This window comes from Acinetobacter sp. YH12218 (genome assembly GCF_013417925.1).
Lineage (GTDB): Bacteria > Pseudomonadota > Gammaproteobacteria > Pseudomonadales > Moraxellaceae > Acinetobacter > Acinetobacter amyesii.
Window position 1 is genome coordinate 1 of sequence record NZ_VPDB01000031.1, and the last position, 25,100, is coordinate 25,100.

29 protein-coding genes are annotated in these 25,100 nt (G+C 40.1%); 19 read left to right on the top strand and 10 right to left on the bottom strand.

Translation table 11 applies throughout. The features are described 5' to 3' along the window. Positions 1-335 precede the first annotated feature (335 nt). A complete protein-coding gene (locus FTV03_RS09995) occupies positions 336-1,778 on the bottom strand; it encodes a SulP family inorganic anion transporter (protein ID WP_180041312.1) in 1,443 nt (480 codons plus the stop codon). A gap of 215 nt (positions 1,779-1,993) precedes the next feature. Between FTV03_RS09995 and FTV03_RS10000 the strand changes: the two genes are divergently transcribed. Next, on the top strand, positions 1,994-2,605 hold the full coding sequence (locus FTV03_RS10000; RefSeq protein ID WP_078188886.1) for a glutathione binding-like protein: 612 nt from the start codon (positions 1,994-1,996) through the stop codon (positions 2,603-2,605). A gap of 67 nt (positions 2,606-2,672) precedes the next feature. Here FTV03_RS10000 and FTV03_RS10005 read toward each other — a convergent pair whose 3' ends face one another. The 6 genes from FTV03_RS10005 to FTV03_RS10030 all read right to left on the bottom strand — a co-directional run bounded on the left by FTV03_RS10005 (position 2,673) and on the right by FTV03_RS10030 (position 6,224). Beyond that, on the bottom strand, positions 2,673-3,245 hold the full coding sequence (locus FTV03_RS10005) for a hypothetical protein (RefSeq protein ID WP_180041314.1): 573 nt from the start codon (positions 3,243-3,245) through the stop codon (positions 2,673-2,675). A 181-nt stretch (positions 3,246-3,426) separates the two neighbouring features. Further along, on the bottom strand, positions 3,427-4,212 hold the full coding sequence (locus FTV03_RS10010) for a thiazole synthase (RefSeq protein ID WP_180041316.1): 786 nt from the start codon (positions 4,210-4,212) through the stop codon (positions 3,427-3,429). Between the two features lie 12 nt (positions 4,213-4,224). Then, positions 4,225-4,422 (bottom strand): sulfur carrier protein ThiS, encoded by a 198-nt coding sequence (gene thiS / locus FTV03_RS10015; protein WP_111885686.1) that lies wholly within the window; start codon positions 4,420-4,422, stop codon positions 4,225-4,227. A gap of 57 nt (positions 4,423-4,479) precedes the next feature. Beyond that, positions 4,480-4,845 (bottom strand): DUF423 domain-containing protein, encoded by a 366-nt coding sequence (locus tag FTV03_RS10020; protein WP_180010328.1) that lies wholly within the window; start codon positions 4,843-4,845, stop codon positions 4,480-4,482. 171 nt (positions 4,846-5,016) lie between these two features. Beyond that, positions 5,017-5,886 (bottom strand): RNA polymerase sigma factor RpoH, encoded by an 870-nt coding sequence (rpoH, locus tag FTV03_RS10025; RefSeq protein WP_078188879.1) that lies wholly within the window; start codon positions 5,884-5,886, stop codon positions 5,017-5,019. A 143-nt stretch (positions 5,887-6,029) separates the two neighbouring features. Beyond that, the gene (locus FTV03_RS10030) at positions 6,030-6,224 is read right to left on the bottom strand and encodes a sulfurtransferase TusA family protein (protein ID WP_078189214.1); all 195 of its coding nucleotides are present in this window, start codon (positions 6,222-6,224) and stop codon (positions 6,030-6,032) included. 415 nt (positions 6,225-6,639) lie between these two features. Between FTV03_RS10030 and FTV03_RS10035 the strand changes: the two genes are divergently transcribed. Both FTV03_RS10035 and rhlB read left to right on the top strand, forming a co-directional pair. Further along, the gene (locus FTV03_RS10035; RefSeq protein ID WP_005014923.1) at positions 6,640-6,852 is read left to right on the top strand and encodes a cold-shock protein; all 213 of its coding nucleotides are present in this window, start codon (positions 6,640-6,642) and stop codon (positions 6,850-6,852) included. A gap of 99 nt (positions 6,853-6,951) precedes the next feature. Continuing rightward, positions 6,952-8,103 carry an ATP-dependent RNA helicase RhlB gene (gene rhlB, locus FTV03_RS10040; RefSeq protein ID WP_180003018.1) on the top strand — a complete coding sequence of 384 codons (1,152 nt, stop codon included), beginning with the start codon at positions 6,952-6,954 and terminating at the stop codon, positions 8,101-8,103. A 100-nt stretch (positions 8,104-8,203) separates the two neighbouring features. Here the strand turns inward: rhlB and FTV03_RS10045 are convergent, their stop codons facing one another. Next, on the bottom strand, positions 8,204-8,593 hold the full coding sequence (locus tag FTV03_RS10045; protein WP_078188876.1) for a hypothetical protein: 390 nt from the start codon (positions 8,591-8,593) through the stop codon (positions 8,204-8,206). A 212-nt stretch (positions 8,594-8,805) separates the two neighbouring features. On the opposite strand from FTV03_RS10045, the gene FTV03_RS10050 reads away from it, so the two are divergent. The 14 genes from FTV03_RS10050 to FTV03_RS10115 all read left to right on the top strand — a co-directional run bounded on the left by FTV03_RS10050 (position 8,806) and on the right by FTV03_RS10115 (position 22,365). After that, positions 8,806-9,396, top strand: a complete 591-nt coding sequence (locus FTV03_RS10050) for a nitroreductase family protein (protein WP_171525909.1) — start codon at positions 8,806-8,808, stop codon at positions 9,394-9,396. A gap of 60 nt (positions 9,397-9,456) precedes the next feature. Continuing rightward, positions 9,457-10,530, top strand: coding sequence for an NAD(P)H-dependent glycerol-3-phosphate dehydrogenase (locus tag FTV03_RS10055; protein ID WP_180041318.1), 1,074 nt, complete (start codon positions 9,457-9,459; stop codon positions 10,528-10,530). A gap of 79 nt (positions 10,531-10,609) precedes the next feature. After that, positions 10,610-11,065 carry a histidine phosphatase family protein gene (locus FTV03_RS10060; protein ID WP_078193626.1) on the top strand — a complete coding sequence of 152 codons (456 nt, stop codon included), beginning with the start codon at positions 10,610-10,612 and terminating at the stop codon, positions 11,063-11,065. A gap of 27 nt (positions 11,066-11,092) precedes the next feature. Next, complete coding sequence (gspL, locus tag FTV03_RS10065) at positions 11,093-12,232, top strand: type II secretion system protein GspL (RefSeq protein WP_180041320.1); 1,140 nt, start codon at positions 11,093-11,095, stop codon at positions 12,230-12,232. Further along, positions 12,232-12,711, top strand: coding sequence for a type II secretion system protein GspM (gspM, locus tag FTV03_RS10070; protein WP_180041322.1), 480 nt, complete (start codon positions 12,232-12,234; stop codon positions 12,709-12,711). Before gspL ends, gspM begins: the two co-directional genes overlap by 1 nt. A 90-nt stretch (positions 12,712-12,801) precedes the next feature. Continuing rightward, positions 12,802-13,803: a quinone-dependent dihydroorotate dehydrogenase gene (locus FTV03_RS10075; protein WP_180041324.1), complete on the top strand. Its 1,002-nt coding sequence runs from the start codon at positions 12,802-12,804 to the stop codon at positions 13,801-13,803. A 5-nt stretch (positions 13,804-13,808) separates the two neighbouring features. After that, positions 13,809-14,396: a CvpA family protein gene (locus FTV03_RS10080; RefSeq protein WP_078188866.1), complete on the top strand. Its 588-nt coding sequence runs from the start codon at positions 13,809-13,811 to the stop codon at positions 14,394-14,396. A 24-nt stretch (positions 14,397-14,420) separates the two neighbouring features. Then, entirely contained in the window at positions 14,421-15,959 is a 1,539-nt protein-coding gene (purF, locus tag FTV03_RS10085; protein WP_078193623.1) for an amidophosphoribosyltransferase, read from the top strand. A 91-nt stretch (positions 15,960-16,050) separates the two neighbouring features. Further along, the gene (locus FTV03_RS10090; protein ID WP_180007308.1) at positions 16,051-17,940 is read left to right on the top strand and encodes a M48 family metalloprotease; all 1,890 of its coding nucleotides are present in this window, start codon (positions 16,051-16,053) and stop codon (positions 17,938-17,940) included. 174 nt (positions 17,941-18,114) lie between these two features. After that, positions 18,115-18,762, top strand: coding sequence for a hypothetical protein (locus FTV03_RS10095; RefSeq protein WP_180041326.1), 648 nt, complete (start codon positions 18,115-18,117; stop codon positions 18,760-18,762). Between the two features lie 20 nt (positions 18,763-18,782). Further along, positions 18,783-19,754, top strand: a complete 972-nt coding sequence (locus tag FTV03_RS10100) for a D-glycerate dehydrogenase (RefSeq protein ID WP_180041328.1) — start codon at positions 18,783-18,785, stop codon at positions 19,752-19,754. 85 nt (positions 19,755-19,839) lie between these two features. Further along, positions 19,840-21,279, top strand: a complete 1,440-nt coding sequence (locus FTV03_RS10105; RefSeq protein ID WP_180026850.1) for a M48 family metalloprotease — start codon at positions 19,840-19,842, stop codon at positions 21,277-21,279. A gap of 121 nt (positions 21,280-21,400) precedes the next feature. Further along, the gene (locus FTV03_RS10110; RefSeq protein WP_168378953.1) at positions 21,401-21,760 is read left to right on the top strand and encodes a hypothetical protein; all 360 of its coding nucleotides are present in this window, start codon (positions 21,401-21,403) and stop codon (positions 21,758-21,760) included. A 47-nt stretch (positions 21,761-21,807) separates the two neighbouring features. Further along, positions 21,808-22,365: a GNAT family N-acetyltransferase gene (locus tag FTV03_RS10115; RefSeq protein WP_180041330.1), complete on the top strand. Its 558-nt coding sequence runs from the start codon at positions 21,808-21,810 to the stop codon at positions 22,363-22,365. Between the two features lie 112 nt (positions 22,366-22,477). On the opposite strand, the gene FTV03_RS10120 is transcribed toward FTV03_RS10115, so the two are convergent. Continuing rightward, positions 22,478-22,924, bottom strand: coding sequence for a GatB/YqeY domain-containing protein (locus FTV03_RS10120; RefSeq protein WP_180010337.1), 447 nt, complete (start codon positions 22,922-22,924; stop codon positions 22,478-22,480). Positions 22,925-22,963: 39 nt separating this feature from the next. Continuing rightward, the gene (rpsU, locus tag FTV03_RS10125) at positions 22,964-23,179 is read right to left on the bottom strand and encodes a 30S ribosomal protein S21 (RefSeq protein WP_001136722.1); all 216 of its coding nucleotides are present in this window, start codon (positions 23,177-23,179) and stop codon (positions 22,964-22,966) included. A 146-nt stretch (positions 23,180-23,325) separates the two neighbouring features. On the opposite strand from rpsU, the gene tsaD reads away from it, so the two are divergent. Beyond that, on the top strand, positions 23,326-24,342 hold the full coding sequence (gene tsaD, locus FTV03_RS10130) for a tRNA (adenosine(37)-N6)-threonylcarbamoyltransferase complex transferase subunit TsaD (protein ID WP_180010338.1): 1,017 nt from the start codon (positions 23,326-23,328) through the stop codon (positions 24,340-24,342). 132 nt (positions 24,343-24,474) lie between these two features. Next, positions 24,475-24,864 carry a hypothetical protein gene (locus FTV03_RS10135; protein ID WP_180010339.1) on the top strand — a complete coding sequence of 130 codons (390 nt, stop codon included), beginning with the start codon at positions 24,475-24,477 and terminating at the stop codon, positions 24,862-24,864. Positions 24,865-25,100: the final 236 nt, after the last annotated feature.

Genomic DNA, 25,100 nt, shown 5'->3' on the forward strand with positions numbered 1-25,100 from the left:
CATGAGAAAGCCCATATAAATGGGTAGAGTACAAGTTGCTGTAGAAGCATTTTTAATTCGTCTGATCACAGATACTTTATAAAGTATTTTAATACTTTTTTGAATCCGTCAATGCGTAAGTCCTATAGTTATAATTTTATGAGATGAATTATACAGTTAAATCGAATGAATGGTGAATTTTTCGCTTTTTTATAGGCTTAGTATTTTATGTAATGTCATTACAAATGAGACTTTGATTATTGAAACCCTTTGCTATATATATCCTGCTTAGGGTCCCAATAGGTCGCGCTTTATTGAAAATTGATTTGATTCAAAGTGAATATTTCAAAAATCCATTAGTCACTGACACGGTCAAGTAAAGTGCTACTTGCTTCATTTAAGCCAAAAACCTCTACTTGAATCTGTTTTGACTCAAATTTTTGCACGACATTTTTTAAAATATTGACGGAAGTAATATCCCAAATATGTGCATGACTCAGATCAATTCGCACATGACTAACCCTCTCCTGAAAATCAAAAAATTGATAAAAACTCTCAGAGCTACTAAAGAAAATTTGTCCATAGACTGTGTAGCTACGAATATTGTCTTTAAGTTCTGATGTGACTTTTACCGAACTTTCCAGTTGATTGATAATAAACAACGCAGAGAGGAGCACACCAACCAATACGCCAAGCGCCAAATTATGTGTTGCAAGCACCACGATCACCACAGTAATCATCACGACATTAAAAGACATTGGATGCTTTGAAAATTGCTTGACTGAATTCCATTGGAACGTAGTGAATGACACCATGACCATAATCGCGACTAAGGCCGCCATTGGGACATAGGCCAACCAGTCTTTTAGGAACACCACTAAGCACAACAAAAATACACCTGCAACCAAAGTGGAGAGACGAGTTCGCGCGCCAGAGCTAACATTAATAATCGACTGACCAATCATGGCGCAACCTGCCATGCCGCCCATAAAGCCACTGACAATATTGGCAATCCCTTGACCACGACATTCCTGATGACGATCTCCTTCGGTTCCAGTGACTTCATTGATCACTGTCGTGGTCATCATGGTTTCTAATAGGCCAACTGTTGCTAGGGTGATGGAATAAGGGAAAATAATCGTGAAGGTTTCAAGATTGAAAGGAATTTCAGGAATCAAGAAAATAGGTAGAGTCTCTGGAAACTTACCCAAATCACTCACAGTACGCAGGTCTGCACCTAGAAATAATGCCAAGCCACTGAGGACAATAATGCAAATCAGCGGTGATGGAATAGCTTTGCCAATTTTAGGTAGATATGGAAACAGATAAATAATCGCAAGCCCTAAAAGCATAAACACATAGCCCCAACTATCCATCTTTGACATTTCAGGTAGCTGTGCGACAAAAATTAAAATCGCGAGTGCATTTAAAAAACCATACACCACTGACTGCGAGACGAAGCGCATAAGTTTTGCGACTTTAAAATAGCCAGCAATGATCTGAATCACACCAGTCAAAACCGTGGCAGCCAAAAGGTATTGCAAACCATGATCTTTGACCAAAGTGATCATAAGTAAGGCCATCGCACCCGTAGCAGCTGAAATCATTGCTGTACGACCACCAAAAAAGGCAATGGTGACGGCGATACAAAACGAAGCGTACAAACCAACCTGAGGGTCAACCCCAGCAATGGCTGAAAAGGCGATCGATTCTGGAATTAGCGCCAGTCCAACTACTAAGCCAGCGAGCACATCGGTACGAATATTGGAAAACCATTGTTCTTTTTTAAGTTGTAACACGGTAACTTTTCATCAAATCTTAAACGCGGCTATGTTAAAACAACTGAGTATAAAAATGCATAACAGATTGACTTGAAATCTTCTTGATAATGGACAATAGTCAATGAGTATATGTGTTTCAGCATTTACGCTTTTTTGCAATTTACAGGTTTGATCACTTGAAAGTTTGACAGAAGAGATTTAAAACATTGAATAGTACATAACAAGGATCAGATATGAAGCTTTATTATTCTCCAGGTGCATGTTCATTAGCATCACATATAATTTTAAATGAAATTAATGTCGATTTTGATTTGGTCCGTGTTGACCTAAAAAACCATAAAACAGAAAAAGGGGTGGATTATTACGAGATCAACCCAAAAGGTTATGTACCTGCATTAGAAATTAACCCAGGTTTGATCCTGACCGAGAACGTGGCCATTTTACCGTTCCTTGCACAGCATGATCCAAAACAAGATTTAATTCCGCCATCAGGTTTAGGTCGTGCCAAAGTTTTAGAATGGCTTGGCTATTTGAACTCAGAATTACATGATGCTTATGCCGTATTCTTTGGTGCTCCACTAGATGCAGACGCTAAAGAAAAAGCTTATGCAGAAATTGATCGTTTATTGACATACATCGATAAAGCGATTGGTGAATCAGATAACGACTATTTGGTCGATGATAACTTTGGCCCAGCAGATGCTTATCTCTTTGTACTGACAAATTGGTCAAATGGCATCGGACATGATTTAACGCCATATAAAAATATCATTGCATTGCGTAACAAAGTTGCAGAGCGTCAATCAGTTCAAATTGCGATGCGTGATGAAGGATTAATTCCTTAAGTTGTGTATTCAAATTGAATTAAAAAAAACCGCCGAAATTGGCGGTTTTTTATTGCTCAGGTTTAGCTTAATACTCGAACTGTGTATAGAAATCATCAAAGTTAATATTTTTAAGCGTCAGTTGCTGTGGTGCTTTGAAGGTTGACCATTTGGTCTGAGTTTTGGCATCTTCAAACATATTGCCGCCTACAATTTCCTTACGTTTTAAGGTCGAAAAATTATAGCTTTTCGATGTTTCTTCACCAGAAGCTCGGTGAAAGCTATTGTAGTCAAAACCAATCAGGTCAAAGCGTTGATTTTGCCAACGGAAGGTATAACTATGTCGGGGCCATTCCCAGCCACCACAAGCCATAAAATAACTAAAATGAACGAGTAAATTGCCTTTACTGATTTGGATGTCTTCTGCTTCAGCAAGTGGATCAAGTAAGCATGAATTGGGCTGCTGAGCGACTGGGATACTGTTGTTTTCAACGATACGTTGATATCCCTTTGCGGTTTTAAAAAATACGATGAGTTGTCGTGGATGGTTATGAACGACTTTGCCATCGTCATCATAGGTCACCACATCGACTTTTTGTTTTTCCACGATCATCGCAATATCTGGCATTTGATCTTTGTTTAGGTCGCCAGTCGTAGCCATCAAAATCTCCCAACCTTGAGGCGCGAGTGATTTGGCTGTGCTGGGCACTTGGGCAGACAGCCAACTAGATGCGACACAAAGACTCAAAGTACAAAATATATGGGATATTTTCATTGTTATCAGGTTTTCAAAATCAAAAAAAGGACTCAATAGAGTCCTCTTTTATACCGTGAATGAGTTCTTATTTAAAGAAGTATCCAGTTTCAGGTGAACTGGCATTTGCCATGCGTTTACGCGGCATACGTCCTGCTAGGAATGCTTCACGACCTGCTTCAACTGCTTTTTTCATCGCTGAAGCCATCAGAACAGGGTTTTGTGCAGCTGCAATTGCTGTATTCATTAATACGCCATCACAGCCCAATTCCATCGCTATCGCTGCATCACTTGCTGTACCTACACCCGCATCGACCAAGACAGGCACTTTGGCATTGTCTTTAATGATCGAAATAGTATGTGGGTTGAGAATGCCTAAACCTGAGCCAATGAGACTACCTAAAGGCATAATCGCTACACAGCCCATGCTTTCCAGTTCTTGTGCCACAATCGGGTCATCTGAGGTATAAACCATGATTTCAAAGCCATCGTCAATCAATGTACGTGCAGCTTTTAAAGTCTCGGTAATATTTGGATATAAGGTTTTCTCATCGCCTAAAACCTCAAGTTTAACCAAATTGTGACCATCTAATAGTTCACGCGCCAACATGCAAGTACGGACCGCACTGTTCGCATCGAAACAACCTGCTGTATTTGGCAAAATCGTATATTTTTCAGGTGGAATTACAGAAAGCAAGTTCGGCTGGTCTGGATGCTGACCAATATTCACACGGCGAATGGCAACGGTCACAATTTCAGCACCACTGGCTTGAATGGCCTGGTCAGTTTCCGTTAAGTCCTTGTACTTACCTGTACCAACTAAAAGTCGTGAATTAAATGTACGTGAACCAATGATTAGGGGTGTATCTTCCATGGGAGCTCCATTTTAGCCGCCACCTACGGCATGAATAATTTCAATATGATCTTGCTCTGCAATTGGGGTTTGTTCCAATTTACTTTTCGAGATGATCATTTCATTTTTTTCAACAGCGAAGCGTTTGCCTTCCAGTTGTAATTGTTGAACCAATTGCAAGAGGTTGACACATTCGGTTTGTGTAGCTTCGCCGTTTAAATAGATTTGCATTTGTGGATTCCGTTCTTGCTGCCTTACCTATTGAATAAGGCCAAAATCTGTTGTTAATTATTTTGCGTATTTAAATGCATTCCAGGCCAATATGAGCCATCCAGCAATCATCAACGCTCCACCAATTGGGGTAATGGCACCGAGACCGCGTGGTAAGCCTAGAGCCATCACATATAAAGAACCACAGAAGAAGAAAATACCAACTTGTATAAGGAGGAAACTAGCTTTTATTGGAAGTTGGGGAATGACTTTAGATAAGATCGCGAGGGCAAGTAAGCCCAGTGCATGATAAAAGAAATAGTCCGTTGCAGTTTGCCACCAAGCCAATTGGGCTTCAGTCGCGCGCGCTTTTAATCCGTGTGCACCAAAGGCACCAAGCATCACAGCAAAAGCTAAGTTAAGTGCGGAAATGGCAATCCACATGTGCATTCACCTTAACAAAATTTGCGCATAACCATAGCATATTTAGTACCTTGGGTTAAAGCAAAAATGCCCAAAGTTTTTGTGTTGCAGTTTGTCATTCGACAATATTCAGGCATAAAAAAAAGAGCATCGAAATGCTCTTTTTTAGTATGACTGGGAAAAGTCTTCAACTTAGTTTGAAGACATTGCGACTTTAATTTTTTCCATCGCATTTTTTTCCAACTGACGAATACGTTCAGCAGATACATTATATTCCGCCGCTAATTCATGCAGTGTCGACTTTTCGTCATCTAACCAGCGACGTTGTAAGATGTTACGTGAACGATCATCCAGCTGATCCATGGCTTCATGTAAAGCTGAAGTACTTTGTTCTTCGTAGTCTTCATCTTCCGCTAAACGCGCAGGGTCGTAACGGTTATCTTCGAGATAAAGGGCAGGAGCAACATGAGTCGAACCTTCATCGTCATCATCACCTTGAGCTTCAAACGCAGCATCATAAGCGGTTAAACGGCCTTCCATTTCCAAGACTTGTTCGGGTGTCACATTTAAGTCATTGGCAATTGACTGTGCTTCAGCCAAAGTTAATTTTTTAGACGACTTTTTTAAGCTACGTAAATTAAAGAATAATTTACGCTGTGCTTTAGTGGTCGCAATTTTGACAATACGCCAGTTACGAATCACATATTCATGAATTTCTGCTTTAATCCAATGCACAGCAAAAGATACGAGACGTACGCCCATATTTGGGTCAAAACGTTTTACCGCTTTCATTAAGCCCAAGTTACCTTCTTGAATCAGGTCACCTTGTGGCAAGCCGTAGCCTGCATAGCTACGTGCGATATGCACAACAAAACGAAGATGCGACATCACCAGCATTTTAGCTGCGTCTAAATCTTGGTCATAATAATAACGTTCGGCCAGCTCTTTTTCTTGTTCGGCCGATAAAATTGGAATCTGATTAACAGTACTAATATAAGCACCAAGATTCACCCCAGGTGCCGATAATGACAGGGGCATCAATTGATTGCTGCTGTCACTCATGTTTTCTCCTTGAGAACTAAAAATGGGTAAGCCCAATAACTAAGATTCATCTTAATCCAATATTTCCGTAAATTATGGAAAATTGGGTATAGAAATGTAAACTTTTATTCAATTATGAAGCAATTTAGTTTAACTGAATCTTTTTAAGATTCAATTAAGTAATGAAACTCAGAATCGGAAATTTTGCGCATTTCACAGTTTAACTGATGTATTTGACAGTATCGTGATACATCTTGTTGGCTGTGCGGATCGGATGACTTTAACAATAAAGATTGGTCTGGACTTTTCTTTAAAGCTTTTTTGAGCATCAATAGTGGCATCGGGCAGGGTTTACCCATTGCATCTACAGTTAAAAGCGAATTTTGGCTGTCACTCACGAAGCAGATCCAACATGTTTACATTTCAATGGAAATATTAGCAAATACAGTGCCAAATCCCAACCTAAAATAGGTAAAAATCCTTTGTAATTTATAACTCAAACGATGTGAAAAAATAAGAATATTCAAAAGGAAAATAGATCAAAAAAATCTATTAATTGCGGTAAACCCGTGTTAAGCTCGTTGCGTTGTTAAGATTTTTGTTGGCTGTGAAGCCTCTTAACTCTTGATATATTTGGATGTAACCGGGATTTTGTTGATAGTTTTACAGAATGATTACAAGCTTAGAAATAAAAATATTTTTTTTAACCTTGTTTGGTCTGCTGTTTGCAACACCGGGTGGTCCTTCTTTTTTAAATACGATAAGGATTAACTTATGACAGCTCGTGAACAAGGCGTTGTTAAATGGTTCAACGACACTAAAGGCTTTGGCTTTATTCAACGTAACGGCGGCGACGACGTATTCGTTCATTTCCGCGCAATTATGGGCGAAGGCCACCGTTCACTTCGTGACGGCCAACGCGTAGAATTCAGCGTTGTTAAAGGTCAAAAAGGCTTCCAAGCTGAAGAAGTACAACCTTTAGACTAATCGTCTGAATGTACTCAAAAACGCTCCAATGTAAATTGGGGCGTTTTTTGTTTATAATGCTTCAGCAATTTTGTGATTATTCAATTAGGGCACATCTATATGTCATCAGGTTTTGAAACCTTAAATTTACATCCGAACCTTAAAAAAGCCATTGATGCTTTGGGTTTTAAGGATATGACGCCTATTCAGCAAAAGGTTTTAAAATTTACATTGGCTGGACATGACGCTATTGGTCGTGCTCAAACTGGTACTGGGAAGACTGCGGCTTTCTTGGTCAGTGTGATCAATGACTTGTTGAATAATCCAATTAAGGAACAGCGTTATCGTGGTGAACCGCGTGCATTGATTCTTGCACCAACCCGTGAGCTTGCATTGCAAATTGAAAGTGATGCTAAAGAATTAGTGAAATACACTGATCTCAATGTCATGACTTTGCTCGGTGGGGTAGATTTTGATAAGCAAAAAAATCTATTAAATCGTAATTTTGTCGACATTATGGTTGCAACCCCAGGTCGCTTAATTGACTTTGTGGAACAAAAAGAAGTTTGGCTCGATCAAATTGAATTTTTAGTGATTGATGAAGCTGACCGTCTTTTAGATATGGGCTTTATTCCTTCAGTTAAACGTATTGTGCGTTTCTCACCACGTAAAGAACAACGCCAAACACTAATGTTCTCTGCGACGTTTAGTTATGACGTGCTCAATCTTGCACAGCAGTGGTTGTTTGAGCCCGTTACAGTTGAAATTGAGCCTGAAAAGAAAACCAATGCAGACGTTGAGCAACGTGTCTACATGGTGGCGAAGTCTGATAAATATAAATTATTGGAAGACATCTTACGAGATGAACCAATTGAAAAGGTCATGATCTTTGCCAACCGTCGTGATCAAGTGCGTAAACTTTATGATCATCTCAAAAAAGACGGTTATAAAGTGGTGATGTTGTCAGGTGAAATCGCTCAAGATAAGCGTTTGAAAATGCTTGATCAGTTTAAAAATGGTCAACATAACATCATGATTGCAACAGACGTTGCAGGTCGTGGTATCCATGTCGATGGCGTTTCTCATGTCGTGAACTTTACACTTCCTGAACAGTCTGATGATTATGTACACCGTATCGGTCGTACAGGTCGTGCAGGAACACGTGGTGTCAGTATTAGTTTCTTGTCTGAAGATGATGCTTTTTCACTACCTGAAATTGAAAAAGCTATTGGTCAAAAATTACCTTTAACCCGTTTAGACGGTTATTGCTAATTTTTGCTTCTAAAAAAGCCTGCAGATTTGCAGGCTTTTTTATTTCATGTTGACTATTTCATTTTGAGTTAATGACAAAACTAAATCACAAACTAACGTTTTAGTTTGCACGGCAACTAAAGGTTAGTACAGTTTGGTAATCATCATCTTTGCTGATGCTGCCGCTATTTCCTGTAATGGTGCCAAGTACGCCAGCCGCCGCCTGAATCATTTGACCTGTCTTTTCATCGACCACGCCTTTTAATACACCGTTGTATTCTTGCTTTTCATCTACCACGACAGGGGTCGCATTTTTACCACAGGTACTATTTGCAGCTGCAATTGCATTATTTTTTGCCGCTAAACTGGTTTTACCTACGGCGGTCACTTCATATTGATTATTTGGTTTTTGAATCGCTAAAGATTTTGTTGGCGTAGATGTACATGCAGCTAAAAGCACAGTTGCGCTTAGCGTGCTAACAATGGCAACAGTTTTGTTGAATTTTTTCATGCGGTGCCCCGAGTTAGAAATAATTTGATTTATTTGAACATAAAATTTCTTATAGAACAGGGAACTGCTGTACAAGTTATGCGGTTTTTTTATAGTAAATCTGTGAATAAAGCTGACTTAACAAATAAGCACCGAGTCTGACGTAAACATTCTAGAGTAAGTTATTGAGAATATGCTAATCTTGAGCAAACGTTTTAAAGTACAGTGTATAGATGTCAATTCTAAAATCAGCAGTTGATACAGTTCATCAAAATATTCATCAGCGTCAGTCGATTGGTCATTTAATTGAACCTGCGCCGAATGCTGAGCAATTGGAAAATGCGTTTCAAGCCGCTTTAACGGCGCCAGATCATCATCGTCTTAAGCCTACGCGTTTCGTGATTATTCCTGAAACTGAACGTGAAGCATTTGGTGAATTACTTTCACATGCCTTAGCTGATACTGGACAAACAGAAGAAGCGCAGTTGGAACGTGTGAAACACCATCCATTTCGTGCGCCACTATTGGTTTTGGCTTTAACTCAATTACAAGATCATCCCAAAGTTCCGCATTTCGAACAAATTTTAAGTTCAGGCGCAGCAGTACAAAACTTTTTGCTCTCTCTACAAGCACAGGGCTTTTCAACCATGTGGCGTAGTGGGGCGGTGGTTGAATCTAAATTGTTTAAACAAGCCTTAGGCTTAACGGAAAATGATTTGATTTCAGGCATTATTTATATCGGTACAGCAGTGAAAGCAATTCCACCGCGTGCTGAAATACAGTCTGCTGACTTTGTAAGCCATTGGCATAAAGCAAACCAATAAAAGTGAAAAATAGTTCGATTGAACAAGATCGATCAGTAAAGAAATTAGGATAAAAGAACAATGTCAGAACTTGATTTTGCAAGTCTTGTTAGCCCTGTGTCAGTTGACCAAAAAACTGCACTGCGTGTTACGGTATTGGGTGGCGGGAGTTTTGGTACTGCGATGGCCAATACCGCAGTACGTAATGGCTGTGACACCATGATATGGATTCGTGATGAGGCGGCGGCTGCGGATATCAATGCAACACATATCAATAAACGTTACTTGCCAGATTTTCAATTAGAAGCTGGGTTGCTCGCTGTTTCAGATTTAGAAAAAGCAGTATGTAATCGTGACATTATTTTAGTGGCCATTCCGAGCCATTCTTTCCGTAGTGTTTTACAGCAGATCAAGCCTTTTATCACGTCACAAGCAGTGGTGTCTTTAACCAAAGGTATTGAAGCCAATACCTTTAGCTTTATGAGCGATATTATTCGTGAAGAACTTCCTGAAGTCCCTTATGGTGTGCTTTCAGGGCCAAACTTGGCGAAGGAAATTGTTGCAGGACAACCAGCAGGAACAGTGATCGCAAGCCAATCTGAGCTGGTTCGTTATGCAGTTCAACAAGCGCTACACAGTGCGTTGTTCCGTGTATTTGCCAGTGATGATGTGCATGGCGTGGAATTGGGCGGTGCTCTGAAAAATATCTATGCAGTCGCGATGGGTCTAGCTGCGGCTTATGGTGTCGGTGAAAATACCAAGAGTATGATTTTGACACGTGCTTTGGCAGAAATGAGCCGTTTTGCAGTGAAATTAGGCGCAAACCCATTAACATTCCTAGGTTTATCTGGTGTCGGTGACTTATTTGCAACTTGTAGTAGTCCACTCAGCCGCAATTACCAAGTCGGCTTTGCACTCGGTAGTGGTAAAAGCTTAGAACAAGCTACCAAAGAACTCGGACAAACTGCGGAAGGGATTAATACGATTGTGCAAGTACGCGCACGCTCTGAAGAGCTCGGTGTGTATATGCCAATTACCAGTGCCTTGTACGAAGTGATTTTTGAAGGTGCGCCGGCACTGAATATTGCATTGTCACTGATGAAAAATGGCCATCGCAGTGATGTTGAATTTGTCTTGCCACATCAGCAAGTTTAAGTTTGCTGATTAATATGCAATACACATAGCTTTGTCATACTGGCTGTATATAATGTGCGGAATAGAATAAGGAAATTTTATGCAACTGACATTGGTTAGGCATGGCGAAGCTGCTCCGCCAGTAATGGGGAATGATGAAAAGCGTCCTTTAACAGCGCGCGGACAAACTCAAGCGGCAGAAACTGCAGCATATTTGAAAGATATAATTCAACCAGACGTTTTTGTGGTGAGTCCGCTACTGCGTGCGCAGCAAACACTTTCATCTTTGCAAAAACATTTTCCACATGTGCCTGTGGTTATTTGTAATGCCATCAAACCGGAAGATGATGCCAAAGTTGCAGTGGAATGGTTGTCACATTTACCGTATGAGTCTATTGTGGTGGTGTGCCATATGAACGTTGTGGCACATATGGCCAGTGTTTTGGTCTCAGAATATTTTAATCCCTATGCTTTGGCAGAAGCGCGCATTTATGAACAAGCGGTCATTGCTCCAGGGTTATCAACACAAATTAAAACGTTTATACCATCAACATAAAAACCAATTAAAACGGCAGAAAAATTAATGTTGTATTTATGGATGCCCGAAGCCAATGGGGTTTGGCAATGGTCAGAAGGGGATTTCTGGAAGCAGTCATCGACACTTGAACAGTTGATTCAGGAAATTCAGCCACATGCGGGAAAGGAAGCGGTTGTTTTCTTTCCGAGTCGTGATGTACAAATCATTCAGCAAAATTTTCCAAAAAACCAATATAAAAAACTTGGCCCAGACGGCGTAAAATATTTACTTGAGGAATATGTCATTTTGCCTTTGGATGCAATGAAAGTATTGCATCATTTTCAAAGTCCAGATGAATTAACGGTCATGGGGATTGCACATAGTGCAGTCGAAACGATGCAGCATGCTTTGACGCTAATTCCTGTAAAAGTCATTTCGTTATTACCTGACTTTTTGGTCTTACCAAGTCCAGAATCAGGGCAACATGTTTTGGCAAATGTCAGCGGTCATTTATTGGTCCGAAATGGTGAATATGTCGGGCAATCCGTTGATGATTTGGCTTTGTACTTAGATTATCAAATTGGTCAGCCGAACTATAAGATTTCAAATCTAAGTTCAGATCAGACGCATAGTCTTGAAGCCGCTGTAACGCATGATCACATTGAATCTTTTCATTATGAATTACCCAATATAAAAAAACCGAAACAACACCCACTCAATGTTTTGCCGAAAGCCAAAGCCAATACGGGTGTGAGTGGCTATTGGAAAGCATGTGCAGCTGTTTTGGTTGCGGCTCTAATTACTCAGTTTAGTTATGATGCAGTTCGCTGGTATCAATACAAAAAAGTGGCCAATATCACTGCGGCACAAGCGATTGATCAGTTTAAATATTGGTTTGGTCAAAGCTATCCTGTCACTGAACAAACGCTGAAAAGCCAGTTCGAATCACAATTGCGTCAGAGTCAAACGGGCAATGCACAGGCTTTGTCTTTACTGAGCCGTGTTGGTCCTGTTCTAATGCAAAACCAAATTTCTGCAAATCGTGTGAGCTATGAAGCCTCGATGCTGAATATGGAGTTAAAAGCTAATTCGGCAGAAGTACTACAAACCCTAACTGATCAATTAAAACAACAAGGTTTTAAAGTCGAATTAGGGAATATTCAACCAAGTGCCAACGGCGCGATTGGATTGGTGAAAATACAATAATGATAAAAATGGAAAACCTACAGCAACGTATAGATGGGCAAATTGAGCGCATCACTGATTATTTAGACCAACTTTCTACTCGTGAACGAGTCATGGTGATCTTTACCACAATTTTTGTTGTAGTGGCAGCGATTGGTTCGGCACTATTTTATATGAACAAAGCTGCAAATTTTCAACAAAAGCGCGTGAATGAACTCAAAGATACTGTTGTTTGGATGCAAAGTAATGCCGTCACGATGAAACCAGCAGGTGATACACAACTGAGCGCGTTGGAAAAAGTTCAGCGTGTATCGCAACAACAGGGCTTGTCAGTAGCATCTCAACAAGTCGGCGAGCAAATACAGATTGCTGTGATGCATGAAAATTATGCAATTCTGGCCAATTTTTTGACGCAATTGGTTCAAATGGGTTTAAGTATTGAAAAGATGGAATTAAGTTCTGAAGCGGGACAGATCAAATTAACAGCGAGTGTACAATAATCGGTAAAAATAAAGATCTGCTAAGCATGGTGTTTTATTTGTGCTGTGCCTATAATATGCCGACTTAAAAAGCAGTAGACTTTTATAGATATGTTGTATTCTCTAGCCCGCCCTTTGTTGTTTACTTTAGCACCAGAGCGTGCACATGAGCTGACATTATCGCTGTTGAAATCTTCTCACAAGATGGGAATGATGCGTCAAAACGTGGCGTCTAAACCAGTGACATGTATGGGAATCGAATTTCCTAATCCTGTTGGTTTAGCAGCCGGTCTTGATAAAAACGGTGCTTATATCGATGCGCTGGCGAGCCAGGGCTTCGGCTTTATTGAAATTGGTACAATTACACCCCTTCCACAATCAGGTAACCCTGAACCTCGTTTATTTCGTTTACCGAAAGCAAAAGCCATTATTAACCGTATGGGTTTTAACAACGATGGCGTGGATCAGCTGATCGAAAATGTAAAAGCTGCAAAATTTAAGGGTGTACTTGGGATCAATATCGGTAAAAATGCAGTTACACCTGTTGAAAAAGCAGTTGACGATTATCTGATTTGTCTAGAAAAAGTTTATAACTACGCTTCTTATATTACGGTTAATATTTCATCTCCTAACACAAAAAATCTTCGCAGCTTACAAAGCGGTGATGCTTTGACTGAACTGTTAGAGACGCTCAAGAAAAGTCAACTCGAGTTGGCGGATGAAAATCAACATTATGTACCCTTAGTACTTAAAGTTGCACCAGATCTAGAACCTGAAGACATTAATTTTATTGCACAACAATTGTTAAAATTTAAAATTGATGGTCTGATTGTTACCAATACGACTTTGTCACGTGAAGGTGTTGAAGGCCTTCCATTTGGTGATGAAGCTGGTGGTCTATCAGGTGCGCCAGTCTTTGAAAAAAGTACGGCATGTTTGGCGGCTTTTGCTAAAGTATTAAACGGTCAAATTCCATTGATCGGTGTGGGTGGTATTTTGTCGGGCGTAGATGCTGTTGCGAAACAAAAAGCAGGAGCAAGCCTTGTACAAGTGTATAGTGGCCTCATATATACAGGTCCGACACTTGTAAAAGACTGCGTAGACGCATTGTAAATATCATGAATACCATTGATATCTTTATACTGATTATTTTGCTCATTGGAGGGCTTAACGGTTTGCGTCAAGGATTTGTAAAAGCCTTTGCGAACTTCATTGGATGGATTCTTGCACTTGTCATTGCGGCAAAGTATGCAACCGTCCTTGCACCTTCGATGACATCTTTAAGTACAGATCCAGTGGTACAGAAGATTGCCGCGTTCGCATTTATTGTATTGTTGATTGTAGTCATGACTTGGGTCGCGACATGGTTATTGAACAGTATTTTGAAAACATTAAAGCTTGGTCCGTTAAATCGACTGGCAGGTGGTGTTTTCGGAAGCTTAAAAGGATTGTTGGTGGTGCTGATCACTATGCAGGGGCTAGGTCCTTGGGTAGAAAGTTCACCACATTGGAAACAATCTAAAATGGTTCAGTCATTATTGCCATATGCGCCTTGGGCAACCGAATTGTCCAAAGATGCTGCAAATCAAGCACTTCATCATATTCAGTCTGAAGATGCTCAGAAATCTTCAGACCTACCATCTGAGTCGCAGAACAAGCACGGACGTTCTGGATCAGGTGAGTCAACAAATAATCCTTTTTATTAACCCTAGCTTGTCTGCGAGGTTGCTATGTGTGGAGTAGTTGGTATAGCTGGTAAATCACCTGTTAACCAAATGTTGTTTGATGCGTTAACGATGTTACAACATCGTGGACAGGATGCAGCCGGGATCGTAACTTGTCAGGATGGTCGTTTATTCCTGCGCAAAGATACGGGTATGGTACGTGATGTGTTCCACACACGTCATATGCGTGCATTACAGGGTAATTATGGTATTGGCCATGTTCGTTACCCAACTGCTGGTTCTTCAAGCAGTGCTGAAGCTCAGCCATTCTATGTAAACTCACCTTATGGCATCACGCTTGCACATAACGGTAACTTAACCAATGCTGCTGAAATTCATGATGACTTGTTCAAGACTGACTTACGTCATATGAACACCGATTCAGACTCAGAAGTATTATTAAACGTATTTGCTCACGAATTGCAAAAACGCGCAAAACTTACACCAAGTGCTGAAGATGTATTCCACGTGGTTTCACGTGTGCATGAACGTTGCAAAGGTGGTTATGCGGTTGTTGCTATGATCACAGGTCAAGGCCTTGTGGGTTTTCGTGATCCAAATGGTATTCGTCCATTAATTTACGGTTCTCGTGAAACTGAAAATGGTATGGAATATATCATTGCGTCTGAATCTGTCGCAATTACAGCGCTTGGCTTTAAAGTTGAGCGCGATATTGCACCGGGTGAAGCAATTTATATTACTGCTGATGGCGTGATGTCGACCAAGCAGTGTGCAGTAGCCCCTGAATATCGTCCTTGTATCTTTGAATACGTATATTTTGCGCGTCCAGATGCAACCATTGACGGTATTTCAGTTTACAAAGCACGTTTGAAAATGGGCGAAAAACTTGCTCAGAAAATTCTACGTGAATGGGGCGATGAGCACGATATCGATGTCGTGATCCCAATTCCTGATACTTCACGTACTTCGGCGCTAGAACTTGCAAATACCTTAGGTGTGAAATTCCGTGAAGGCTTCATGAAGAACCGTTATATCGGTCGTACCTTCATTATGCCGGGTCAGCAACTTCGTAAGAAATCTGTGCGTCAAAAGCTCAACCCTGTAGAGTTAGAGTTCCAAGGCAAAAACGTACTCTTGGTCGATGACTCGATTGTTCGTGGTACGACTTGTAACGAAATCATTCAAATGGCGCGTGATGCGGGTGCGAAAAAAGTCTTCTTTGCGTCTGCTGCACCGATGGTGAAATATCCAAACGTTTACGGTATCGATATGCCAGCCAAATCTGAACTGATTGCGTCAGAACGAAGTGTAGAAGAAATTCGTGAAATCATTGGTGCTGATCGCCTAATTTTCCAAGACTTGGAAGATTTGAAATCTGCAGTACGTACCAAGAAAGTCCCTGAGTTACAAGACTTTGATTGCTCGGTATTTGATGGTAAATATGTGGCAGGCGGTATTGATGCTGAATATTTAGCAGCATTAGAGCGTAAGCGTAATGACTCTGCAAAAAATGAAAAGCCAGCTTATATCGATGTCAACATTGATGCGGCTTCTGTGGATTTAACAGGTGTTCGCGAAGAATAATCTGCTGAAAACATACTGAAAAAGCGGGAATTTCCCGCTTTTTTCATTTATGATGAGCAAACAAAAGACAATGTAGCTTAAGGGTATTACATTGAGACGTGTGGGTTATGATTTTATAAAAAACAAAAATATGTTTTGGCCTGTCACCATGTGTATGGCGGCAGTGTTTTTGACCGTCGCAATTATTAATGTAATTGTCGGTTTAATTGTGGATTATTATGATTCCACTCAGTCTATCTATTGGCATGTCCTTAGCCCATTTTTAGTGGCAGCTGTGCTGCTGATTATGTTGGTTTCAGTTCTCTATGATTTTTACACCTTTCGCTTAGGTGGTTATTCACTTGCCAAACAGTTAGGTGCGCGTCGTCTCAGTCTGATAGAAAGTATTCCTGAAGAAAGTGTTGCACTGCGTATGACAGAGCAATTGGCAGATACCTTTCTAATCGATACTCCTGCACTTTATGTCTTACCTGATGAAGTGGGTGTGAATGCGCTCACCGCTGGTTTTAGCCCTCGAGATACATCGATCATTTTAACCTGGGGTGCCTTACAAACCCTAGATGAGATGGAAATGTATGGTTTGCTGAGCCATGAATTTAATAAGATCTTGTCGGGGGAAGCTGCTGAAAATACCCGTTTGAAAATCTTATATAGCGGTTTGACGACCTTTAGTCAGTGGGGCAGTAAAATTGCAAAACGTGGTTTCTATAAAAATGGACAAGCACGGGACAATAAGTTTGAAACGCTCTTTGTAGCGATTGGCGCAGTTATTTGGTTGATCGGTAGTTTAGGTGTTTTGATTTCCCGCTTTATTAAATATATCTCTTTGGGTTCTCGAACCTATCGTAATGACCAGAAAACTAAACGTCTGATTCAAAATGATGCCAATATTCAAACCTTATTAAGGATTTATGTGCATCATTCAGGTTCGCAAATTCATAGTGAATATGCGGAATCGATTTCTCATATGTGTTTTGCAAACTCACTCAGTCCGCAAAACTGGATGAATATTCACCCAAGTATTGAACAGCGCATTTTTGAATTAAATCCGGCGCTCATTCATGACCTGCAACTAGAAAATTTAAAAAAACTGCGAAACCAACCGCTATTTTATTTGTTCCGTTCACTAGAAGAAGCCAGTCCAGATGTTGCAACTCCATGGAACTCGCCACAACCATTACCTTTACTGCGCTTGTCACCGATCAGTTTTGCGATACGAGATGCAATTAAACCGTTGAACCCCGAGATTCGTGAAAATTGGCAGCGGCCTGAATTGATCCAACGTGCCTTGCAAACTGCAACCGGTTCGCGTGAGGTGATGGTTGCGATTTTAATGATTCGTCAGTATCGAGAATTTATTCCGACTGAAGCTGAAGTCAGTCGTGCGATTGTGGATGCCTTATTGAATCTTGATGGTCGTGTGCATATCTCAATTTTTCATGAGGCATGTAAAAATATTGGCACCATGCCTGCAACAATTTCTCGGCAGTTCTTAACCAAGCTGGCCAAGATTATTCAAGAAGATGGTGAAATTGGATTACTCGATGCATTACTACTTGAAACAGTCAAATATGAGTTAAATCTGTTGCCTGCACATACGCCTACGTCTTTAGAAGATGTAAAACCCAGTATTGTGCGTTTGATTGATGCCTTGCTGCATGTGCAACAAATTAACAGTGATAACCAGCTCGAAGTGCGTGAAAAAATCCTCAATCGAATCTTAACGAAAGAAGAACTAGAGTTCTATCGCGATATATCTGATGAGCCAATTGATTTGGCTGAAATCCTAAATGATATTTCTGGGCTGCTGCTGCGTGAGCGGTTAAGCATTCTTGGGGTTGCTGAAATATGTTTATGGAATGATCGAATTATCACGCAAGATGAGTTGGATGTTTTGCAGCTACTATATTGGCGTATTGGATTTGAATCAGCTGAGATAGTTGAACTAATGCAAAAGAAAAATAGTTTAATGATCGTATAATTATTTATAGCGGCTTGATTTATGAATAAATTGTTTAATTTTAAGTCAAAAGTAGTCTGAGCAAGTCTACATAATCATTAGAGAAATAGAGTGGTCTAATTGATTTATAAAAGTTCAGCAAAACAGAGTGAATCCCGTTAGAATAACAAGCCTTGAATAGGTGAAAATGAAAGCATGATTGGGCATCAGCGAAGCATAATGGCGGCAATGGGAATTGATATATGGATTCCTCAGGCGGCTCCGTGTCAGCAATTTAGCTCAAATATTTGGCGAGATCAGGCGGCTCCTGAAATAGTCTCTGAAATTCTACTCAAAAATGAGCCTCAGCCAACGCCTGTTTCATCACAGACTGAGCTTAAAAAGAACGTTGATATTGTTGTAAATCAATCTGTAGAAGCACCTAAAGATGAACCAAAGGTTGTTGAGCCTGTTGAAGTTCGTCCAATTGTTCAAATCCCTTCGTTTAACTTAGAAGCCATCTGTTTAATGCACTGTGTCATTGTCATTGATGCCACAGAATTAACGGCAGAGCAGCAAGTTTTGTGGAGCAATATTCAGCGCGCAGTCAGTGCAGATTTTTTTGCCTTACAGTGGCCATTTGGTTGGGTGAATTTGCAAGATGGTCGTGGTGCAGCATCTTATGTGCAGGGCTTTATCGATGCGATGAGCTTGGATAAAAATGTCATTTGTCTAGGCGATATTCCGCATCTAGATCATGAGAAAGTGTATCCATTGGCATCTTTACAGCAAATGATTGAACAGCCTTTATTGAAAAAACGCCTATGGCAATTTATGCAAAACAAGGCAGGACAAAATACTTAAATGACGTAAATGGAAAATTTATGCAAAAAAAAGTAGTGGTTTTTAGTCAAATAGATCAAGAAATAATTCAACGTTTAGAACAGCAATTTAAAGTTTTCCAAATTAGCCCTAAATTGGGCGATGTGAATCAGCAAATTCTTGAGCATTCAAAAGATGCTGACGCCATGATCGGTGCGGGACGTTTGTTGAATGCTTCGAATTTAGCGCATACGTCACAATTAAAAGTCATCTCAAGTGTAAGTGTCGGTTATGACAACTATGATTTAGCATTTTTAAATCAAAAAAATATTTGGTTGAGCCATACTCCGCATGTATTGACGGAAACTACAGCAGATTTAGCATTTACTTTGTTGATGAGTGCAGCACGTAAAGTGCCTGTATTGGATCAATGGACCAAACAAGGGCAGTGGAAGCGTACAGTGGGTCCTGAGCAATTTGGTATGGATGTCTTTGCTAAAACTATTGGTATTATTGGCTTAGGACATATTGGCGCAGCGATTGGGCGTCGTGCTCGCTACGGCTTTAATATGAATGTACTCTATCATAATCGCCGAGAAAAAATTGAATTGGCTGAATCGTTATCAGCGCAATATTGTGATTTGGATGATTTGTTGCAACGTGCTGACTTTGTGGTCGTTGCAGTGGATTTAAATGCAGAATCGAAAGCTTTAATTGGTGAACGTGAGTTGGCCTTGATGCAATCGCATGCGGTATTGGTCAATATTTCACGCGGTTCAGTGATTGATGAAGCCGCTTTAATCGATGCATTAAGTCGTGGTCAAATTTTTGCAGCAGGCTTAGATGTGTATGAGCAAGAGCCACTTCAAGAATCGCCATTATTTACATTAGCCAATGTCGTGACATTACCCCATGTGGGTTCAGCAACAGCGGCAACTCGTAAACGTATGGCGGAATTGGCTTATCAAAATCTAGTGGATGTTTTGGTACATGAGTGCGCGCCACGCTATGTGGTCAATCCAAAATTTGAATAAACAATCACAACAGTTTTCTCCATAATTCACCAAAATTCAATGCTATATTCGATGAAGTACGAATATGAAATTTAGAGAATAGACTTTGAAAAAGATTTTACTGGCATGTGGTCTCGGGCTTTGTTCGACATTGGCGCAGACGCAGTCCGTAGATTTTAGTTCATCCCCACAATTTTCTGTGCCTGAAATAGGTAGTGGTGTCGGCTTGTTGGATCAACAAAAAGAGCGTGCCATTGGCGAGAAGGTGTATCGTGAGGTGCATCGTCAACTTCCTGTGACTGAAAATCCGTGGATGGAAGATCGTCTTTTATCTGTCTTTACGCATATTTTGAGCCAAACCCAACTCAACCAACCGGTCGGTTTGTTATTAATTAATGATCCACAAATTAACGCTTTTGCTGTGCCGGGAGGTTTATTTGCATTAAATGCTGGATTAATTAATTCAGCTCGCAACATGGATGAAGTGGCAGGGGTGATGGCGCATGAAATTGCACATGTCTCACAACGTCATTACAGTCGTTCACAAGAAGCTTTTAAAGGGCAAGGTTTATTGTCACTAGCCGGTATTTTGGTCGGAGCCTTGGTGGCCTCACAGGCAGATGGTGATGTCGGTGCGGCTGTAATGATGGGTTCACAAGCCGCTTTGATGGATAAACAGCTAACCTATAGCCGCAATCAAGAACGTGAAGCAGACCGTATCGGGATGCAGTATATGTATCGTGCTGGATACAATCCGCAGAGCATGGCTGACTTCTTTGAAGTGATGCATCGCTCTACGAGTCGAGTGAGCTTTCTGCCTGATTTTTGGTTGACGCATCCTTTAACCACGGAGCGTATGAGCGAAGCGCGCTTACGTGCCAATCAGTTGCCTCAAGTTAAAACCAGTTTGGTTGATCAAGATTTTGAAATTCTGCGCTGGTATAGTCGAGTACTGTCAGGTCAGGCGACTGAATTGCAATTAAATGCGATGGTGGCGCAAAAGAATTATGCAGCTGAGTTGGCTTTGGTGAGCTTGCATATTAAACAAGGTGACTTTAGTGCTGCTCAAAAGTTATTAAATGAAGCAGCAAAACAAAATGCTTCGCATGCACTTTTTACTATTTTGCAGACCGATGTGCTGTTGGGTCAAAACAAAGCGGCTGAAGCCGTGAACGCTGTGAAAAGTTCGGCAATCATTATGCCTGAAAATCGTGCTTTAAATTATAAATATGCAGAGGCTTTGATTCGAAACAAAGAATATGCGCAAGCACAACTGATTCTACAGCGATTTTTACAAGCAAATCCACGCGACTTGAGTGGTTGGCGACTGATGTTGCAAATGGCTGATGCAGACAAAGATGCAAGCTTCCGTTCGGTCAATGTGCTGCGATATCGAGCTGAAGTAGAGTATTGGGGCGGGGATGAAGAACGCGCGATTAAATCTTTGCTACAGGCGCAGCGCATCGCCAAAGACTCGAAAAGTCTTTCTGCAAAAATCAAGCAGCGTGTAGACGAAATGCAAAATGAGCGGAAATTAAAAATATAAAGATTTCAACTGTGATGCACTTATCTATGTCGATTATAAAGTGCAAATTGTAGTTTTAGTGGCTTAGATTAATCAGTGTAAACTAGCTGGATGTAAAATGTTTATGATTAAGAACTTACAAATGAAAAATATAATTTTAGCGGCCTGTCTGTTGGGCTTAGCAACGAATATTGCAGCAGCGAGCGCAGAGCAATATGTGATCGCTGTGAATGATATTAACGAAAAATATAAAACCGATGTACGCCAATTTTTTAGTCAGTTAGACCCACAGCAACAGGGATTTAAAGCAGACCAGCAAGTGAAATACTGCGGTATTGTTCAGACTTATGTAAATGATCTATATCGTGCTGCAGACGAAAATCGTGCATTTTTAGATCGTGAGTACCGTAATATGAATAAGCAGGATGTGATTCAGCAGGTGATCGCATCAAAAGAGATGCAATTATTAAAAAAATATAATGTGCAATGTGCCCTAAATTAAAAATAAATTTATAAGCATTTTAAATCATCACGAGAAACTGAATAAAAATGAAACTCGATGATTTTGGTATGAGTCATGGCAGAATCACGCTTCAGTTGATTCAGCGCCACGATGCAAAAGCACTTTATGAGGCTATTTGTCAAAGTATAGAAACCTTACGAATGTTTCCTGCAAGTTTGGCTTGGTCCTTACAAGAACCTAATTTAGATGCTTCATTGGCATTTTGTGATTCGAGAGTGTTGGCAGCGTTAAATCAGGAAAATTTTGTTTATGTGATTCGTGAGCAACAGTCGCATAACTTTTTAGGTGTCATGGATATTCATCAAATCAATTGGATGGAAAACCAAGCTGCCGTTGGATTTTGGGGAAATGTTGAATTTAAAGGGCAGGGCTTGATGACAGAAGCTTTGCAGTTATTTGTGGATCAATTATTGAATGATCTAGGATTTCAGCAATTAAACGCTTTTGTAGATGTAGAAAACAAGCAAGCACGACGTCTATGTGAACGAGCAAATTTTAAATTGATTGAAATCGAACAAGCTGCAATTCAAAATCCAGTAGATGGAAGTTGGCGAGATATTTGTAAGTATGAAATCGTTAGATGATAAAGAAAAATAAATGATGTGTGGATTTGAATTTTTTTTGAATTTGGATAATTTGGCTATTTAAGTCATCAGCGTACTTAAATAGACCAAATCAAACAATATAGATGAAAGATTAAGAGAGTTTCGCTTTAATTTTAGCTGAAACTTGTGCAGGATCGGCACGTCCGGCTATGAGCGGACGTAGAGAGTTCATCACCTTACCCATATCTTTCATGCTAGTAGCTTCTTGCGCAGTAATCGTTTGCGCAATGATGGAATCAAGTTCTTCCTCAGTCATAGCTTCTGGTAGAAATTGAGATAACACCTCAATCTCGGCTTGTTCCTTACTAGCTAAATCATCTCGGTTTGCACCTAAAAAGGCTTTAACCGATTCTTTGCGTTGTTTGATTTGCTTTTCAATGACCGCAAGAACTTGGTTATCGTCAAGCTCTATGCGCTCATCGACTTCGATTTGCTTGATTGCTGCCTGTAGACTACGTATTACCGTTAACTTATCCATTTCTTTAGCACGCATTGTTGCTTTCAAAACTTCAGTTATTTGGTTTTTTAAAGTAGTCATTTATCTTGTCCAGGTTAGTCAATCAATCACAAATTAATCTTAGTAAAGGCGAGTAGTACGTACTGATTCGCGAGCCAATTTCTTTTGGTAGCGTTTAACAGCAGCAGCTTTTTTACGTTTACGTTCTTGAGTTGGTTTTTCGTAGAATTCACGTTTACGAACGTCAGCAAGAACACCTGCTTTTTCGCATGAACGTTTGAAACGACGGATAGCTACGTCTACTGGTTCGCCTTCTTTCAATTTAACTTGTGGCATGAAGAATCCTCATTAAGTTATGGATAAGATCTCGGGTCGAATTACCCTTGATCACAAGTGAAGGTCAGTATTTTACTCATTTACATCTCATATCACAAGTCTATAATAGGTTTCGCAATATTTTGAAATGGGCAAAAGGCAGTTTAATGATCGTTTTAGGCTTGGAAACTTCGTGTGATGAAACAGGACTCGCACTCTACGATAGTGAGCAAGGATTACGCGGACAAGTATTGTATAGCCAAATCAAACTGCATGCAGAATATGGTGGTGTGGTACCTGAATTAGCTTCACGTGATCATGTGCGCAAGTTAATTCCTCTAATAAAACAATTGCTTGAAGAAAGTCAGATAGATAAATCTGAAATTGATGCCATTGCATATACCCGCGGACCGGGCTTGATGGGTGCCTTAATGACTGGCGCATTGTTTGGTCGCACATTGGCATTTGCACTGAATAAACCTGCTATTGGCGTGCATCATATGGAAGGTCATATGTTGGCGCCTTTGTTGTCTAAAACTCCACCAGAATTTCCATTTGTGGCACTTTTAGTCTCTGGCGGACATACTCAATTGATGGCTGCTTATGGAATCGGTCAATATGAATTATTGGGTGAGTCGATTGATGATGCAGCAGGTGAGGCATTCGATAAAGTCGCTAAAATGATGGGGCTACCATACCCAGGTGGTCCAAATATTTCGAAATTGGCGATGAATGGCGACATCAATGCCTTTGAATTTCCACGTCCAATGCTACACCAAGGCTTAGATTTTTCATTTAGTGGTTTAAAAACTGCCGTTTCAGTTCAATTGAAAAAAGTTGAAGGCGAAGGTCGTGAGGCGGATATCGCTGCATCTTTCCAAGAAGCGTTGGTTGATACATTGGTGAAAAAATCAGTTAAAGCCTTAAAACAAACCGGTTTAAAACGTTTAGTTATTGCCGGTGGTGTAAGTGCGAACAAACGTTTACGTGAGCGCTTAGAAGCTGACTTGGCAAAAATCCGTGCAAATGTGTTTTATGCAGAACCTGCGCTTTGTACAGATAATGGTGCAATGATTGCGTTTGCTGGTTATCAGCGTCTTAAAGCGGGTCAGCATGATGGTTTGTCTGTTACGACTACACCGCGTTGGCCGATGACGGAATTAAGTAATCCAAACGAAGCGTAAAAATCGGTTAAAAAGGAGGCTAAATTAGCCTCTTTTTTTTGGGGAAATGAAAAAAAATTATAGTGAATGTTATGTTCATCTATCTGAGTCTTTTGTTATGCTAAGTTTTAAACTTAACTAAAAAAATTAAAGATGAATAAATTATTAGCACTAGGATTTATGGTTATTTCTTTGTCTGCTTGTAGTACGAAACAAGAAACAGCAACTGAGCTAAAGAGTACTTTTAAGAACTCTGTTGAATGTCAGACATTGTTAAAGGAAATTGTAAATCAGCATTTTAATTTACGTGGTATTCCAACAAGTGCATTGAAATTTACTGTATCAGCAAAATCTGAAAATGAAGAACAAATTCAAATAGATGTCTTGAAAAATGACGTATCAAAAGCAACCTCAATTGGGAAATTCAAAGTCTTAAAAAATGAAAAGCAAATTTTTGATTCAACTTTTGAAGATACAAATATGATTAAAGTTAATTTAAAGGAAAATATAAGTGTAATTGATATATGTTTTTCACAAGCATAGCGCAATTATAAACTCAAAATATTAGGCATCAGAACCTTATATGTGAATCGCTCAACTCAATTTAGCGCCATAAGCGGTGTGTTCTTAATGATTTTCAAGCAATTGATTTAATCAAGAGTTTGAATCGAGTTTGCTAAATTCTTAGATTAGCATTTAAAAGCAGCCAACGAGGATGTGGCTGCTTTTTTTGAAATAATCTGACTGGCTTTGCAGAACTTATATTTTCAGATCATAAA